The sequence below is a fragment of the Anaeromyxobacter oryzae genome (genome assembly GCF_023169945.1).
Lineage (GTDB): Bacteria > Myxococcota > Myxococcia > Myxococcales > Anaeromyxobacteraceae > Anaeromyxobacter > Anaeromyxobacter oryzae.
Genome location: NZ_AP025591.1, coordinates 107,903 through 124,232 on the forward strand (window position 1 = coordinate 107,903; position 16,330 = coordinate 124,232).

Annotated in this window: 11 protein-coding genes; 3 read left to right on the forward strand and 8 right to left on the reverse strand. The window is 73.0% G+C overall.

From position 1 onward, the window contains the following. Positions 1-120 precede the first annotated feature (120 nt). Positions 121-348 carry a hypothetical protein gene (locus AMOR_RS00440; protein WP_248357458.1) on the forward strand — a complete coding sequence of 76 codons (228 nt, stop codon included), beginning with the start codon at positions 121-123 and terminating at the stop codon, positions 346-348. Between the two features lie 121 nt (positions 349-469). Here the strand turns inward: AMOR_RS00440 and AMOR_RS00445 are convergent, their stop codons facing one another. From AMOR_RS00445 to AMOR_RS00470, 6 genes are all read right to left on the reverse strand, one after another. After that, a complete protein-coding gene (locus tag AMOR_RS00445) occupies positions 470-1,261 on the reverse strand; it encodes a DUF2182 domain-containing protein (RefSeq protein ID WP_248357460.1) in 792 nt (263 codons plus the stop codon). Between the two features lie 12 nt (positions 1,262-1,273). Next, positions 1,274-1,876, reverse strand: coding sequence for a DUF1326 domain-containing protein (locus tag AMOR_RS00450; protein ID WP_248357461.1), 603 nt, complete (start codon positions 1,874-1,876; stop codon positions 1,274-1,276). A gap of 233 nt (positions 1,877-2,109) precedes the next feature. Then, positions 2,110-2,937 carry a formate dehydrogenase accessory protein FdhE gene (locus tag AMOR_RS00455; RefSeq protein ID WP_248357462.1) on the reverse strand — a complete coding sequence of 276 codons (828 nt, stop codon included), beginning with the start codon at positions 2,935-2,937 and terminating at the stop codon, positions 2,110-2,112. A gap of 118 nt (positions 2,938-3,055) precedes the next feature. After that, positions 3,056-5,197 (reverse strand): 4Fe-4S dicluster domain-containing protein, encoded by a 2,142-nt coding sequence (locus tag AMOR_RS00460; RefSeq protein ID WP_248357464.1) that lies wholly within the window; start codon positions 5,195-5,197, stop codon positions 3,056-3,058. 26 nt (positions 5,198-5,223) lie between these two features. Further along, complete coding sequence (gene fdnG, locus AMOR_RS00465) at positions 5,224-8,304, reverse strand: formate dehydrogenase-N subunit alpha (protein ID WP_248357466.1); 3,081 nt, start codon at positions 8,302-8,304, stop codon at positions 5,224-5,226. Positions 8,305-8,601: 297 nt separating this feature from the next. Next, positions 8,602-10,596, reverse strand: a complete 1,995-nt coding sequence (locus AMOR_RS00470) for a sigma-54-dependent Fis family transcriptional regulator (RefSeq protein ID WP_248357469.1) — start codon at positions 10,594-10,596, stop codon at positions 8,602-8,604. Between the two features lie 180 nt (positions 10,597-10,776). Between AMOR_RS00470 and AMOR_RS00475 the strand changes: the two genes are divergently transcribed. Continuing rightward, positions 10,777-12,747, forward strand: a complete 1,971-nt coding sequence (locus AMOR_RS00475; protein ID WP_248357471.1) for a Cache 3/Cache 2 fusion domain-containing protein — start codon at positions 10,777-10,779, stop codon at positions 12,745-12,747. Between the two features lie 65 nt (positions 12,748-12,812). On the opposite strand, the gene AMOR_RS00480 is transcribed toward AMOR_RS00475, so the two are convergent. Continuing rightward, the gene (locus AMOR_RS00480; RefSeq protein ID WP_248357473.1) at positions 12,813-13,250 is read right to left on the reverse strand and encodes a hypothetical protein; all 438 of its coding nucleotides are present in this window, start codon (positions 13,248-13,250) and stop codon (positions 12,813-12,815) included. A gap of 91 nt (positions 13,251-13,341) precedes the next feature. Beyond that, positions 13,342-13,734 carry an SET domain-containing protein gene (locus tag AMOR_RS00485; protein ID WP_248357475.1) on the reverse strand — a complete coding sequence of 131 codons (393 nt, stop codon included), beginning with the start codon at positions 13,732-13,734 and terminating at the stop codon, positions 13,342-13,344. 228 nt (positions 13,735-13,962) lie between these two features. Between AMOR_RS00485 and AMOR_RS00490 the strand changes: the two genes are divergently transcribed. Then, on the forward strand, positions 13,963-16,218 hold the full coding sequence (locus AMOR_RS00490; protein WP_248357477.1) for a CHASE domain-containing sensor histidine kinase: 2,256 nt from the start codon (positions 13,963-13,965) through the stop codon (positions 16,216-16,218). Positions 16,219-16,330: the final 112 nt, after the last annotated feature.

Here is a 16,330-nt window from a genome sequence, read left to right on the forward strand (position 1 = left end):
TGGTCGTCACCCGGCCACGGGACGGTGGCGCTGCGGTGGAGTGGCGCGGCGCAGGGGGCGAACACGCCGGGCCATCGCGGGTTGAGCCCGCCTCGCGCGGACGCTATGAGCCGAACCGCGATGGACCTGAAGGTCGAGTGCTACGCCGGGTACCGCGGGGAGGAGACGCCGCGGCGCCTCGTCCTCGGCGACCGCCGCGTCGAGGTCGTGGAGGTGATCGATCGCTGGTACGGCCCCGACCACCGGTACTTCAAGCTCCGCGGCGACGACGGCGCCGTGTACCTCGTCCGCCACGACGAGCCCGCGGACCGGTGGGAGCTGACGCTGTTCCAGCGGGAGGAGCGGTGAGCGTGCCCGGCCCCGGAGATCACCGCGGCGCAGGGCACGCCGCCCGACACGTCGAACGGCCCCGCGCTCTCGATCGGGAGCTCCCGGACGAGCGACGCGGAGCCCTCCGGCCTTCCTGCGTTCACTCGCCCCAGTGACCGGCGAGCACCCAGAGTCCCCAGGCACAGAGCGACGCGCCGACGGCCCTGTGCATCGACAGGTGGGCGGGCGCGAGCTTCTCGACGAGCACGAGCACGGACAGGAGCACCATCCACCCTGCGTTCATCACGCCGTTGACGAGCAGCAGCGCCATGAGCGGGGCGCAGCAACCCACGCAGTAGCTCCCGTGGAGCAGGCCGACGCGGAACGCGCCGCCGGCCCCGTCGCGCCAGTGAGCGAGCACGAACGATAGGGGCGACCGGCAGCGCGCGAGGCAGGCGTGCTTGAGCGGCGTCCACTGGAACACGCCGGCGGCGAGCAGGACGCTGCCGGCGAACACCGGCCCCCGCGCCATCATCGCCGGCGACATGAGCGCCGCGGCGTGCAGGGCCTCCTGCGCGAGGGTCGCGACCACGCTGAACCCCGCCCATGCGCCGAGGTACCCCGCGAGGAACACACCGGTGGGCACGAACGGGCTGCGCGCCTCGCGACGCCGCCGGTTCACCTCCGCGAACGCGAGGACGGTCGGCGCGACCGATGGCAGCATCATCGCGGTCATCATGAGCACCCACATCGCCAGCAAGAGGGCCGCGTCGAGCGCGGTCCACGCCTGCATCCGCGGCATGAGCGCTGCGATCAGCGAGGACCCGTGCTCCATGCCCCAGGCCATGTAGGCCTGGTAGGCCCACGCGATCGCCGAGGCCCCGGCGACGCCTGCGCCGACGATCCACCGGTCGCGGCGGAGCACGGCCTCCAGCGCGGTCGCCGCCTGCATCGCACCCCCGGGCTACGGGCGGTAGTCGAACGGCGAGTAGAAGCCGTTCTTGCCCGTGACCTCGAGCGCGAGGCCGTGATCGTGGTAGCTCGCGCGCTTCGAGCGGGCCACGACGGCCGGGAATCCCGGGACCGCGGTGAACGGGTGGTTCGAGAGCGTGACGTCGTTCCCTCCCTGCCCGGACACCGCCTCGATCTCCGCGTCCGCCACGCCGTCGATCCGGAGCGCGCGCCGCTTCCCCTCGGCCCGGAACTCGATCGCGGCGCTCTTCACGCCCAGCACCTCGCCCACGAGCGGCCCGAGCGCCGCCGGCGCCCCTCCGGCCTGGCCCGAGAAGATCTTGGCGAGCGCATCTCGCTGCTCCGGGTTCGCGCGGTCGTCCACGTACAGCGCGACCTTCCACTTCACCTGGGTCATCGGACCCGGCGCATACGCCGCGAGCGCCACGTTGAGGCCGTCGAGGGAGACCTTCTCGTACCGGCCCCTGTCGATGTGCCAGCCGATCACCACCGTGCACTCGCCGGTGGTGGGTGGGCCGAGCACGACGCACGGACACGCGGCCTCGCAGTTGCAGGCCTCGCAGTACTGCCCGGACACGCTCCAGTTCCCCGCCATCTCCACCCCTCCTCGAAACGCGCGACGAGGCGCGATCACCGGCTCGAGGCGGCCAGAGCGCCCCCAAGCCACGACCGCCATAACCCTCGCCGCGGGTGGCGCCAGGGAGACCGCGTCGCCCGTGAGGGGCCACTGGTGTCATCCGCCGCACAGCAGCGGTGCGGCGAGTGACGCGCTCTTCGGCCGGAGCGCCGGGCCATCGCCGGTCGAGCGAGCCGGCCGCCGCAGCGGCGTCACATGTCGTAGAGGCTCGATCCCCGCCGCTCGAGCCCCCGCTCCTTCGCGAGCGCGTCCAGATGGAGCGTGGTCCAGTCCGCGAGGAGGAACGGCTCCACCGGCTCGCGCGTGATCGTCTTCACGTAGCCGTTGCACGACCGGCACGTATCGAGCCGGAGCCCCTCCTCGCCGTCGACCTCCAGGACGTCGAGCCGATCCTGCGCCTCGTTCCCGCAGTGCGGGCACGCGATGCGCTTCCACGCCCAGGTGGTCCCGCACGGGCCGCAGCACAGGATGCGCGCGCGGCCAGCGCCCTCGGGGACGAGCTGCGCGAGCACCGGCGGCGCGCCGCACGTGGGGCAGTACGGCTGCCGCCACGCCTGCGCTCCGCTCCAGGCGCGGTAGGCGTCCTTCACCGGCTCGAGGGTGCGGCGGAGGGCGGCCCACCCGAGGAAGACCAGCAGGCCTCCGTGGCGCGCCGGCGCGCTCCCCTCCCCGCGCACGACCCAGGCGATGGCGCGGGCAGCGGCGTCGGGAGCGGCGTCGGGAGCGGCGAGATCCGCGACGAGCTCGCCGGCGTCGCGCGCCAGCCCCGGCGGGACCGGCGCCGAGGCGACGTCGGCGGCGAGCGAGCGGACGAGCGTCGCCGCCGGCGCGAGGTCGATCGCGACATGGGTCGCGTGGAGGAGCGGGACGCCGCTCGCGTGATCCGCGGCGTAGGCGTCCCACGCCGGCGGCGCTATGGGCGCGGATAGGAACGCGGCGGCGGTCGCGTCCACGCGGCCCTGCAGCCCGGCGATCTTGGTGAGGAACGGGTGCTGCTGGATCCACTCGGAGAGGGTCATGTGAGGCACTCTTCTTAGAGAAAGCAAAAGCTCCCGGCAGCGCGAGCCGCCGGGAGCCGTGAACGACCATTCACGTGGGATCGGGCCGGAGCCGACGCGCCCCGGCCCGACGCCCTTCCTAGTGCCCCGGCTCCTCCTTCGGGAGGACCGGCAGGTTCCGGACCGCGAGCCCGAAGAGGAAGATCGTGGCGGCGATGAGGCCGACGGAGATGCCCCACTCGAACACGCTCGGGAAGTAGCGCGCCGGCGCGTCCTGCGGTGCCGACCCGCGGAGCGTCATCCCGAACACCACCACGCTCATGCGGTTCAGCACGATCCCGGCCGTGGCGAGGGCCGCGGCGAGGCCGAGCACCGCCGGCTTCCGGCGGAGCCCCTCCGTCGCGAGGAGCGCGAGGGCGACCACGCCGCCCACCCCGACCTCGACGAGGAAGAGCGGCTTCCCGAGCGCGTGGCCGAGCTGGCCCCGGACCGCGAGGTCGCCGACGCGGAAGGCCTCGTAGGCGAGGAGCGCCCAGAACGCCGTCTTGCCGAGCGCCGCGAGCTGCTCGACGCGGAGCTTCCGGCCGAACGCCTTCGCGATCCACATCTCCACGAGGATCACGAGGCCCAGGCCCGCGGCGATGGACGAGAGGAAGAAGTAGACCGGCATCACCGGCGACCACCAGGCCTTGTCGAGCTTGTCCGGCATGAGGAGGAACAGCGAGCCGAGCGAGCTCTGGTGCATGGTGGAGAGGGTCACCGCCGCGATGGCGAGCAGGATCGGCACCGGCTTCTCACCGGGCTTCGTCCGGAACGCGACCGCGAGGACGCTGAACACCGCCGCCGCGCCCGCCGTGTACAGGACGTTGCGCGACATCAGGTAGACGAACAGCGACACCGCGAACACGACGTACCAGGGCGACCACCGCTGCCAGGTCTCCATCGCCGACTTCAACCCGAGCTTCTCGAGCGGCACCGGGAAGAACTCGAACGCGAGGACGGTGACGTAGAGGCCGACGCACCACGAGACCTCGAACATCGCCGAGTGGTGCGGCGCCTGCAGGCCGAGCTGGTAGAAGTGCCACGGCAGGCCGAGGTCGGCGAGCAGCGTGACGGTGACGAACGAGTAGGACAGGAGCCCCATCAGCACGGCGGAGCGTCCGATGGAGTACAGGTCCTTCCGCTGGAACACGTAGATGAGGCCCGCCGTGGCGAACGCGCCCGCGGCGATGGCGATCCACACGAGGTCGAAGACGATCCAGAGGCCCCAGGCGTAGGTGTCGTTGAGGTTCGTCGAGCCGCCGAGGCCGAGCGCGAAGCGGGCGATGAAGCTGACGCCGCCGAACGCCATCAGCGCCGCCAGGAGGAGGTTCGCCGGCGTCCAGAGCTTCCTCGGGGAGACCGGGGCGAACTCGTGGTGGTGCTCCTCCGCCTTCTTCACCTCGGTCTTCCGCTTCGACAGCGCGTACACGCCGCCGAGCGCCGCGCCGACGCCGATGACGGCCGGCGGCACCGCGCCGAGGGCGACGGCGCTCCGCTGCGGCAGCGGCTCCGTCTGGAGATCCGTCCGGAACCCGAGCCGCTCGAAGGGGACGGCGGACAGGTAGAGCATGTTCGTCCCGCCGACCTCCTTCTCCCCGTACACGTGGTCCACGTACTTGCCCGGGCTCGCGGCCATGCGGGCCCGCGCGTCCGTGAGGAGCGCCTCGCGATCGCCGTAGGTGAGCGCGCCCGCGGGGCACTGCTTCACGCACGCCGGGACGGAGTGCGCCGCGGCGAAGCGCTTCCGCTCCTCGTCGGAGAGGGCCTTGCCGTTCCGCTCGTCCGGGATCGCCGGCGTGAGGCGGTCGTGGCACATGTCGCACTTGCGGATCTTCGGCGCGAGCGAGTCCCACTCCGCGGTGGGCACGCCGAACGGGCAGGCCCAGACGCAATAGCGGCAGCCGATGCACTTCGAGTCGTCGTAGGTGACCGGCCCCTCCTTCGTCTTGTGGAGGGCGGTCACCGGGCACGCCGCCGCGCAGGCCGGCTCCTCGCAGTGCATGCACTGCCGCTTCGCGAAGGCGTACCGGAGGCCGCCCGGCGCCTTCGGATCCTCGACCTCGCTGTACGTCAGGACCGTGAAGGTCTTGGACGACAGCGTGGTCGGGTTCTGGAGCCCCTTGCCGGCGGCCTGGAGCTGGGTCTTCTCCGCCGGCAGGTCGTGCCACTGCTTGCAGGTGACCTGGCACGAGCGGCACCCGATGCACTTCGTCGTGTCGATGAGGGTCGCGTTGCTCATGATCGTCTCCTCGGTGCGCGCCGCAGCTACCGCTGCGCCACCGCCTCCTCCGCGCGCACGACGTTCACGAGGCACGCCTTCGTCTCCTGCGTGCTGGCTCCCGGGTCGACCGCGTCGATCGTGAGGTAGTTCGTGCTCGGCCCCGTGCTGAGCCCCTTGAACCCCCAGTTGTAGGGCATCCAGACCACCGGCACGTCCTGGCCGGCGATCCTCATCACCTGCATGCGCTTCGTGACGACCGCCTTCACCGTCACCGCGCCGCGCGCCGACGAGACCTTCACCTGGTCGCCGGTCTTCACCCGGAGCTGCTCCGCGAGCTTCTCCGGGAGCTCGCACATCGGCTCCGGCACCAGCTCGTTCAGCCACGGCACGTTGCGGGTCGTGGACCCGGCGCACCAGTGCTCCGCGATGGAGGACGTCATGAGCACGTACGGGAAGTCCTTCGACGTGCCGATGGGCTGCTTGCCCTTGACGCGCGGGTACTTGAGGACCGGGTTGTTCTGCACGTGCGGGTGCAGCACGTTCGCGACCGGGCTCTCCACCGGCTCGTAGTGCTCCGGCAGCGGGCCGTCCTTCGGCGTGTACGAGCTGTCCACCGGGAGCTCGTCCTTGGGATCCTTGAAGGACTTGTACGGCCCGGCGACGAGCCGGCCGACGCCCTCCGCATTCATCCGGAACGCGCGCTGGCCCTCCGGCGTCTCCGGGCCCTTCGTCGGGTCCGGCACGTCCGGCGTGTCCTTGCCCTTCCACTTCTTCTCGGTCTCGTCCCAGGCGACGATCGGGATCGTGTTCGGCCAGGGCTTGCCGCTCGCGTCGCAGGACGCGCGGTTGTAGAGGACCTTCATGTTGCCGGGCCAGGTCCAGGCGAAGTCCTTGTAGAACCCGATGCCGGACTTGTCGGCGTTGTCGCGGCGCTTCGCGAGGTTCTTCCCGCCGCCGTAGACGCCCGCGTAGATCCAGGCGCCCGACGACGTGGAGCCGTCGGCCTGGAGCTGCCCGATCCCGCCCACGTAATCACCCGCCTTCAGCACCTTGCCGTCGAGGAGCGTCACGTCGCGGACGACCCTGCCGCTGATCTCCTTCAGCACGTCCTCGGCGAGGGAGGCCTGCGCGTAGTCCCAGGTCGCCTTCTGGAGCGGCGCGTCCTTCGGGTCGACCGACCCCTTGTAGAGGTCGCGGACCTTCCGGAAGACCGTGTCGAGGATCTCGATGTCCGTCTTCGCCTGGCCGGGCGGCTTCACCGCCGCGTACCGCCACTGCACCATGCGGCCGGAGCCGGAGATGGTGCCCTCCTTCTCCATGAAGTAGCTCGCGGGGAGGAGCAGCACCTCGGTCTGGATCGTCTTCGGGTCGGTCCCCGGGCGCTGCCAGAACGACGCCGTCTCGGTGTCCCAGAGCTCCTGCACGACGAGCATGTCGAGCTTGGAGAGGGCCTCGTGGACGTAGGCGAGGTTCGGGTTCGTGACCATCGGGTTCTGCCCGATGGCCCAGAGCATCTTGACGGTGCCGGCGTAGGCCGCGTCGAGGATGCCGTAGACCGAGTAGTCCTTCTTCGCGCTCTTCTTCGGGAGCCACGCGAAGCCGAAGTCGTTGTCGGCCGTCGCGTTCTCGCCGAACCAGGCCTTGAGGCCGTTCACGGTCATCTTCGCGCGGAAGGTGCCGTTGTTCTTCGTCCAGGCCTTGAGCGTCGGCTCGTCGTGGTTCGGGTAGTTGAGGTAGCCGAACATGTAGCCGTTCAGGACGGACATGTCGCAGGCGCCCTGGACGTTCGGCTCGCCGCGCAGCGCGTTCACGCCGCCGCCCGCCACGCCAATGTTCCCGAGGAGCATCTGGAGGATGCCGTAGCACCGGATGTTCTGGATGCCGACGGTGTGCTGGGTCATCCCGAGCGCGTAGAGGATGGTGCCCGGCTTGTTCTTCGCGAACGTCTCGGCGATCTCGACGATCTGCTTCGCCGGGACGCCGGAGACCTGCTCCGCCAGCTCGGGCGTGTAGCGCGCGAAGTGGGCCTTGAGCTTGGCGAAGACGGACTTCGGATCGTCGAGGTCCTTGGCCTTCACCGGCTTCTTCGTCTTCGCGTCGACCGCGTAGCCCCAGGAGCCCTGGTCGTACTTGTGCTTCTCGTGGTCGTAGCCCGAGAACACGCCCTCGTCGAAGCCGAACGCGTCGTTCGCGAGGAAGAGCGCGTTCGTGTGCGTCTTCACGTAATCCTCGTCGTACAGCCTGTTCGCGAGGACGTGGTTGATGACCGCGGACAGGAACGCGATGTCCGCGCCGGGGCGGATGCGCGCGTAGACGTCCGCGATCGAGGACGTGCGGTTGAAGCGCGGATCCACGTGGATGATCTTGGCGCCCTTCTCCTGCGCCTTGCGGATCCACTTCATCGCCATCACGTGGTTCTCGGCGCAGTTCGACCCTTCGATCAGGAAGACCTTGGCGTTCTGGAGGTCAGCCCAACCGTTCGTCATCGCGCCGCGGCCGAAGGAGGCCCCCAGACTGGGGACCGTGGGGCTGTGTCAAAGCCTGGCCTGATGCTCGACGTAGCTCGTCCCGAGGAGACGGCCCATCTTGTTCCAGAGGTAGCACTCCTCGTTCGTGTGCTGCGCGCCGCCGAGGAGGGCGATGGCGTCGGTCCGGTTGACCGGGTACTCGACCTCGTTGCCGTCCTTGTCCTTGTCCTTCTCGGTCGCGACCCAGGTCGCGTCGCGGACGGCCTTGAGCTTCTTCGCGAGCTTCTCGTAGGCCTCGTCCCAGCCGATCTCGACCCACCGGTCGGAGCCGGGCGCCCGGTACATCGGCGCCTTCACGCGCTGCGGGGACTCGTGCGTCGCCTTCATCGCGGCGCCCTTCGAGCAGAGCGCGCCGAAGTTGATGACGTGATCGGGGTCGCCCTCGAGGTTGACGAGCTTGCCCTCCTTCACGTGGGCGACCATCCCGCAGCCGCACGAGCAGAAGTTGCAGGCGGTCGTGAACTCCTTCGCGCCCTGCAGCTTCAGCCCGCGGGTCGCGGCTCGAGCCTCGCCGGGACCGAAGCCGAGCTCCGCGAGCGCGAGCCCGGCGGTCCCGCCGGCGGCGATCTTCAACCAGCTTCTCCTGCCGAGATTCATCGAGTGCTCCTGTCGATTTAACCTGAGCCGCTGAGGGTTTAGCGGACGTGCGGCGCCCTTCAGCAAGGAGCACGCCACGGCGCGCCGGAGATCGACTCGCACCGAGAGCAAACCCGCCGCGCAACCCGCGCGCGCCCGAAGGACGGCGAGGCGAGCGGCGCGCAGCTTCTGCCGGAGCGAGCGCGGGAGGGTCACGGACACTCCGCCCGGAGTGTCACGAGGCGACGTGACATGTCACAGGCGACGTGACAGACCGTGAGACAGGAGGTGGCGGGCGCACACGCGCCGGCGCGAGCGTCAGCGGGTGATGCCGAACCGGCGCAGGCGGCGGTAGAGCGTCATGCGGGAGACGCCGAGCGACGTCGCGGTCCGGGCGATGTTCCAGCCGGACGCGTCGAGCGCGGCGACGAGCTCGTCCCGGCCCGGCTCGTCCGTCTCTCCCTCCGGCCCGTCGACGCGCCGCTCTGGCGCGAGCGGCCCGGGCCGGTCCAGGGCGACGGCGCGCCCCCGCGACGGCGGCTCCGGGATGTCCGCGAGCAGCAGGTCGCGCGGCTCGATGACGGGGGTCGCGACGACCGCCGCCGCCCGCAGCACGACGTTCTTGAGCTCGCGGACGTTGCCCGGCCAGCGGTGGCGCGAGAGCACGTCGAGGGCGGCGGCGGACAGGTCGAGGCCGCTCCGCCCCATCCGCTCCTCCGCGTCGGCGAGGAGGGCGCGGGCGAGGAGCGGGACGTCCTCGCTGCGCTCGCGGAGCGGCGGGATGGGGATGGCGAGGACGTTCAGGCGAAAGAAGAGGTCGTGGCGGAAGCGGCCCGCCGCGACCTCGTCGTCGAGCCGGCGGTTGGTCGCGGCGACGATCCGGACGTCCACCGGCCGAGCCTTGCTGCCGCCCAGCCGGACCACCTCGCCCTCCTGCAGCACGCGGAGCAGCGCCGTCTGCGCCTGCGGCGGCAGCTCGCTCACCTCGTCGAGGAAGAGCGTGCCACCGCTCGCCTCCTCGAGCTTGCCGGCCTTCCCTTCCCGCTGGCCGCCGGTGAAGGTCCCCGGCTCGTACCCGAACAGCTCGGCCTCGATGAGCGTCGTCGGGATCGCGCCGCAGTTGAGCGCGACGAGCCGCTTCTCCGCTCGCGCGCTCGCGGCGTGGATCCCCTGCGCGAACAGCTCCTTACCGGTGCCCGACTCGCCGTGGAGCACGACCGGCAGGTCGTTCCGGGCCGCCACCTGCGCGAGATCGATCGCGGCGCGGAGGCGATCGGAGCGCCCGAGGATGCGCTGGAAGGCGTCGCGGACCACCCCCGGCGCGGGCACCGAGGGGGCGGCGCGCCCGCGCCCCGCGGGCGGCAGGACGCGGAGGATCGCCCCCACCACGGCGCGCTCGTGGCGGACGGCGGCGCCGACGGCGCGCCGTCGCTCCTCGCCCGGCCCGGTCCACTCGATGGCGAGCGCGTCGTCCGCGGCGGCGGCCGGGCCGCGCAGCGCCGCCAGCACCCGCTCGCGCGCCGCGGCGGGCAGCTCGCCGCCCTCGAGCGCGAGCCGCCGGAGCGCGGCGTCGTTCGCCTCCAGCACCCGACCCCGCCCGTCCACCGCCACGAGCGCGTCGCCCGCGTCGCGGGCCCCGCGCATCGCGTAGCGGACGAGGGCGTCGCGGATACCCTGCCGCGCGCGGAGGCGCTCGCCGATGGCCGCCGCGATGGCGACCGCCGTGACGATCGCCGGGGGGGCGGGCGCGTCCCACGACGCGGTGAGATCGACGATCCCGACCGGCGGCGCCTCGGCGTCCGGAGCGAGGATCGGCGCCGCCGCGCTCGTCCACCCGTGCCAGGCCTCCACGAAGTGCTCGGACGCGAACACCTCCATCGGCCGCCGTTCCGCGAGGGTGGTGCCCGGCCCGGAGGTGCCGGTCGCCTCCTCGCGCCAGCTCGCCCCCGGGCAGAAGTTCGACGCGGCGAGCGCCTCGCCGACGCGTGGGTCTCCGCCGAGCCAGAGCATCCAGCCCGCCGCGTCGAGGTACGCGAGCACGTGGCCGTCGTCGCGGAGGCGGGCCGAGAAGCTCGCGAGCACCGGCCGCGCCACCTCGAAGACCTCGTCCTGGGCGCAGCGCCGCTCCCAGAGGTCGTCCATCGGGACGCCGGGCGCGCGGCGCAGCGCGGGGTCGACGCGGTACACGTCCCGCGCCCGCGTCCAGGAGCGGGCGATGTCCGGCCGGACGTCGGAGAGCTCACCGTCGCTCACGAACCGCGCCCACGCGCGGTCGAGCTGGCGCCTGATCGCCGATCGGTCTGCCGGGTCCACCCGCACGCCGGCGCAGCGTACCGGGGCAGTCGAGGGTCGCTCAAGGGGTGACGTCCGGGGTATATGCAGACCTCGCGCCGGGGGTGCAGCCCGCCTGCCGGCGAGCGCCCGCTCCCCACCGGGGCGGGCTCGGATCGTGCAGGATGGCGCGGCGTGACCGCTCGCGACGGAGGTGACGGCGTGCTCAAGGCGATCTCGACCCGCGACCTCGACCTCCGTCGCAAGATCCTCGTCGTCGCGCTCCTGCCGACGGCGCTCCTCGTCGCGGCGTTCCTCGTCGTCTTCGCCATCCAGCACGGCCGGATCGCCGGCAAGGTCGAGAGCGGCGTCGGCCGGCTCGCCGAGGAGACCCTCACCCGGGCCGCGCGCGACCTGCGGACGCTGTGCGAGGCGACGCACCAGGAGCTCTCCGCGCAGGTGCCCCGGAGCCTCCGCGTCGCCCGTGACCAGCTCGACCGCCTCGGCCCGCTCTCCTTCTCGCCGGAGACCGTCACCTGGCAGGCCCGGAACCAGCTCGACGGGAGCGTCACGGAGGCGGTCCTGCCGAAGCTCCTCCTCGGGAGGACGTGGGCCGGCCAGAACGCGGACCGCTCCCGGCCGACCGTGCTCGTCGATCGCGTGAAGGAGCTGGTCGGCGCCGAGGCGACGCTCTTCCAGCGGATGAACGACCGGGGCGACATGATCCGCGTCGCCACCACCGTGCCGGACCGGAGCGGCGGCCGCGCCATCGGCACGTACATCCCGGCTGTGGATCCCGACGGCCGGCCGAACCCGGTGGTCTCGACGGTCCTCCGCGGCGACACCTACCGCGGCCGCGCTCGCGTGCTCGACGCCTGGTATCTCTCCGGCTACGAGCCGCTCCGCGACGCCGCGGGCCGCGTCGCCGGCATGCTCTTCATCGGCCTCCGGCAGGACGCGCTCGAGGGCATCCGGACCGGCGTCGCCGCGTCGCGCATCGGCGAGAGCGGCACCATCTACGTGCTCGGCGCGAGCGGAAACCAGCGCGGCCACTACCTCATCCCCCCGCCCGGCCACGTGGACGGCGAGGACGCGTGGGGCGCCACGGACGCCGCCGGCCAGGCGCACGTCCAGAAGATCGTGTCGGCCGCGCTCGCCGCGCGGCCCGGAGAGATCGTCCAGGTCTCGTACCCGCGCGCGGCGGCGGGCGGGACCCGCGAGCGCGTCGCCGCCGTCGGCTACTTCGAGCCGTGGGACTGGGTGATCGTCGCCGAGATGGACCGCGAGGAGGCCGTCGCGGCGCTCCGGCAGGTGCAGACGTCCCTCGCGACCTCGGTGTTCGTCGTCGCCGTCGTCGCGCTGCTGCTCGTCCTCGCCGCGATCTGGGCGGCGCGGCTCGCGGCCGCGCGCATCGCGGCGCCCCTCGAGGCGATGGCGCTCGCCGCCGAGCGCATCGCGGAGGGCGACGTGCAGCAGGCGGTCACGTACCGGTCCGGCGACGAGGTCGGCCGCCTCGCGGAGGCGTTCCGCGGCACGATCCGCTACCTCCAGGAGGTCGCGCGCGGCGCGGCGGCCCTCGGCGAGGGCGATCTCTCGACGCCGCTCGTGCTCCGGTCCGACCGCGACCAGCTCACGCGGAGCTTCCAGTCGGCCCAGGCCGAGGTCCGCCGCCTCGTCGAGGACATGGACCGGCTCACCCGCGCCGCCGTCGAGGGGCGGCTCGAGGTCCGCGCCGATCCGGCGCGCCACCACGGCGACTTCCGCCGGATCGTGGAGGGCGTGAACGCGACGCTGTCGACGCTCGTCAGCCACCTCGACGCGATGCCCACGCCGGCGATGATCATCAGCCCGGACTACGACATCCGCTACATGAACCAGACCGGGGCGAGCCTGCTCGGGAGGTCGCAGCAGGAGCTCGTCGGCACGAAGTGCTACGACAGCTTCCGGAGCGGCGACTGCCGCACCGAGCGGTGCGCCTGCGCCCGCGCGATGGCGCGCAACGGCGAGGCGAGCAGCGAGACCGACGCCCACCCCGAGGGGCTCGACCTGCACATCCTCTACTCGGCGGTGCCGCTCCGCGACCCCGCGGGGCGCGTGGTCGGCGCGTTCGAGATCGTCACCGAGCAGTTCGCGGTGAAGGCGGCGGACCGTGAGGCACGGCCGGTCGCCCACACCGCGTCCCGGTCGCCCTGAGCCTGTCGAGGGGCGATCGCGCCCGTTCGCGGTTCGACGGGCTCACCCTGCCCGGTCGCCGCCGATCACAGCGGGAACGCGAGCCGCAAGCCGACCATCGCCGTCGAGTTGAGCACGCCGACCTCGAGGCCGAACGAGGCCGATCGGCCGAGCACGCCGAAGCCGGCCGCCGCGTGGAACCGCACGGCGTCCCCGTCGTCGAGCACGATCCACGGCCCGATGAGGCCGTCCAGATAGACGCCGCCGGTGCGCAGCCGGAGCCGGAGATCGATCGGGATTCCGAGGCGGCCGGGATCGGTGAGGAGCATGGCGCCGAAGCGCCCGCCGATCGTGAGGTGCCGCGCGAGCGGCGATTCGACGGCGAGCGTCGCCTGGAAGGCGCCGACCTCCGGGTCGAGCAGGTAGTCCGCGCCGAGCCCGAGCGCCGTCCCCGCCCGCGCGGGCGCCGCCCAGAGGAGCCCGGCGAGCGCGGCCGCGCCCAGCATCGTCCGTCGAGAGTTCATCGCGTCCTCCATGTGGCGCGGGTGCGCCGGCGGAGGGAGCGTAGACACTCGCCGTGCGGCTGTCGCTGTGGGCGTCCGGCGCCGAGGTGGGCTAGAAGCCCTTGTCGCCGTGCTGCGCGTGGTCCGCGTCGAACGTGGCGTAGTCGCAGGTCAGCTCCTCGCCCTCGCCGATGTCGCGGGCGGCGACCGTCGTGCCACCGTTCGCGTCGGGCAGGTCGAGGCAGTTCGGCTCGCGGTCGTGGTTGAAGAAGCGCGCGTCGTCGCCGCACAGGACGTACGTCCCGAGGATCCGATCCCGGTACGTGTACTTCCGGATCTGCGCGCGCGCGGGCGGCGCGAGCGCCTCGATCTGCGCCGGCGTGAGCTGGACGTCGATGGCGCGATCGAGGCGCCAGATCACCGTGCCCTTCCGGATCGGCTCGGAGGCGAACAGGCCGATGCCGTGGATCCGGCTCTTGTCGAGGTGGGTCTTCACGAGGAGCATGCGCGGGGTCCCCCGGAGGTTCCGCACGTATGGCCGAGTCTCGGCGCGGAATCAACGCCCCGCGGCGCGCACGATCGGCTCCCCGGGCGGGTGGCGGGCGCCCGCCGCGTTCACTGGGCGGCATCGCGCGCAGACACGCGCGCGGCCCGGCGCCTGCGCAGAGTCCGTGCAGGACGCGTGCGGGTGGATTAGCTTGCGGCGGGCCCCCCCGGGGGTTCCGGCCTATCGATGCCGAGCACCCTCCACATCCCCGCCCGCGTCCGCCGCCACGCCGCGCTCGCGGCCGTCGTCGCGACGGGCCTCGCGGTCACGATCGGCGCCTGGCTGTTCGTGCGCGCCGGCGTCGAGGCGCAGCAGCAGGCGCGGTTCGGCGAGATCGTGAGCGCCAGCACCGCCGCCGTGCGCGATCGCATGGAGGCGTACACCCAGATGCTGCGGGCGACCCGCGCCGCGGTCACCGCGCTCGAGCGACCGCCGGCCGCGCGGGAGTTCCAGGTCTACGCCGAGAGCCTCGCGCTCCAGGACCACTACCCCGGGATCCAGGGGCTCGGCTGGGCCGTCGCGCTCTCCCCTCGGGCCGTGCCGGCCCACGAGGCGGCGGAGCGCGCCGCCGGTCGCGACGGCTACCGCGTCTGGCCCGAGGGTGACCGCCCGTTCTACAGCGCCATCGTCCACCTCTATCCGCTCGACTGGCGAAACGCGCGCGCCATCGGGTTCGACATGTACTCGGAGCCAATCCGCCGGGCGGCGATGGAGCGCGCGCGCAACACCGGCGACGTGGAAGCCTCGGGGAAGGTGGAGCTCGTCCAGGAGGCGGGCGCGGAGCGGCAGGCGGGGTTCCTGCTGTACGCGGCCGTCCTCGCGCGCAAGGGAGATCCCGCCTCCCTGGTCGGCTGGATGTACGCGCCGTTCCGCGCGACGGACCTCGTCGCGTCCGCGCTGGAGAGCGTCGGCCGCCACCCGGTGAGCGTCGCGGTCTACGACGGCGCGAAGCCCGATCCGGCGCAACTCCTCCACGACGACGGCGACGCGCCGGACCGCCCGCGCCGCGCGCTCGAGAGGCGCATCCCCGTCGCCGGCCGGACCTGGCTCCTGCGCTTCACCGCCCTCCCCGGCTTCGCCACGCGTACGGAGCGCGCGCTCCCGCCCGCCACGATCGCCCTCGGGCTCGCGCTCACCGCGCTCCTCGCCTGGATCACCCGCACCGAGGTCCGCGCGCGCGGCCGCGCCGAGCAGGCCGCGCGCCGGACCGCATTCCTCGCGGGCGCGGGGAAGGCGCTCGCGGCGTCTCTCGACTACGACCGCACGCTCGGGCGCGTGGCGCGGCTCGCGGCGGGGCGGGTCGCGGACGCGTGCCTCATCTGCGTGCTGGAGCCCGACGGACCGCTCTGGCGCGTCGCGCACCGGGACCCGGCGACGGCGCGACGGCTCGCGGACGGCCTCGCCGCGGCGGGCGTGGAGCCGGCGAAGCTCGCGGTCCTCCCGGCGTCGCACCCGCGGATCCGGCCCGGGCCCGCGTCGGTGCCGCCGGCGCCGACCACGCCCGAGCTCGCCCGGGTGCTCGCCGGTGCGGGCCTCGAGGTCGCCCTCTCCGCGCCGCTCGGCGCGCGCGGCGAGGCGCTCGGGGCGGTCACGTTCCTCGCCACCCGGGCGCGGACGCTCGGGCGTGCCGACGCCGCCCTCGTCGAGGATCTCGTCCGGCTCGCGGCCGCCGCGGTGGACACCGCGCGGCTGTACCGGCGCGCGCAGGAGGCGGTGCACGCGCGCGACGAGTTCCTCTCCATCGCCTCCCACGAGCTGAAGACGCCGCTCACCTCGCTCGCGCTCCAATCCGAGAGCCTGCTCGCGACCGCGCGGCGCGAGCGCTCCGAGTCGCTCGAGCGGAAGGCGGAGGTCGTGCGCCGCAACGTCGACCGCCTGACGCGCCTCGTCGCGAGCCTGCTCGACCTCACCCGGATCACCGCCGGGCGGCTCGAGCTCGAGCTCGAGGACGTCGACCTCGCCGCGCTCGCCGCCGACGTCGTGGAGCGCTTCGGCGACGAGGCCACGCGCGCCGGGTGCGCGCTGCGGCTCCACGCGCCCGAGCCGGTGATCGGCCGCTGGGACCGCCTGCGGCTCGACCAGGTGCTGACGAACCTGCTCTCGAACGCCGTGAAGTACGGACCGGGGCGGCCCGTCGACGTCCGCGTCTCCGGGGAGGGCCGCCGCGCGACGCTCGCCGTCGAGGATCGTGGCATCGGGGTGTCCGAGGCGGACCAGCGCCGCATCTTCGACCGGTTCGAGCGCGCCGTGTCCAAGCGGAACTACGGCGGGTTCGGGCTCGGGCTCTGGATCGTGCGCCGCATCGTCGAGGCGCTCGGCGGTCGCGTCTCCATCGAGAGCGCGCCCGGCGCCGGCGCGACGTTCCTCGTCGAGCTTCCGCGCGTGGCGGAGCTCGCCCCCGTGCCCCGGGCGGAGCAGCACCCCGGCGCGCCGGCGCGGTGATCGCGCGGACCGGGAGTGACGTCGGGTTCACGGTGCGTAGACGGGGCGTTGTGCGCGAAGGTCGCACGCCGCACCGTCTCGAGAGATGCGGCGGCCGGCAGCCCTCTCCTTC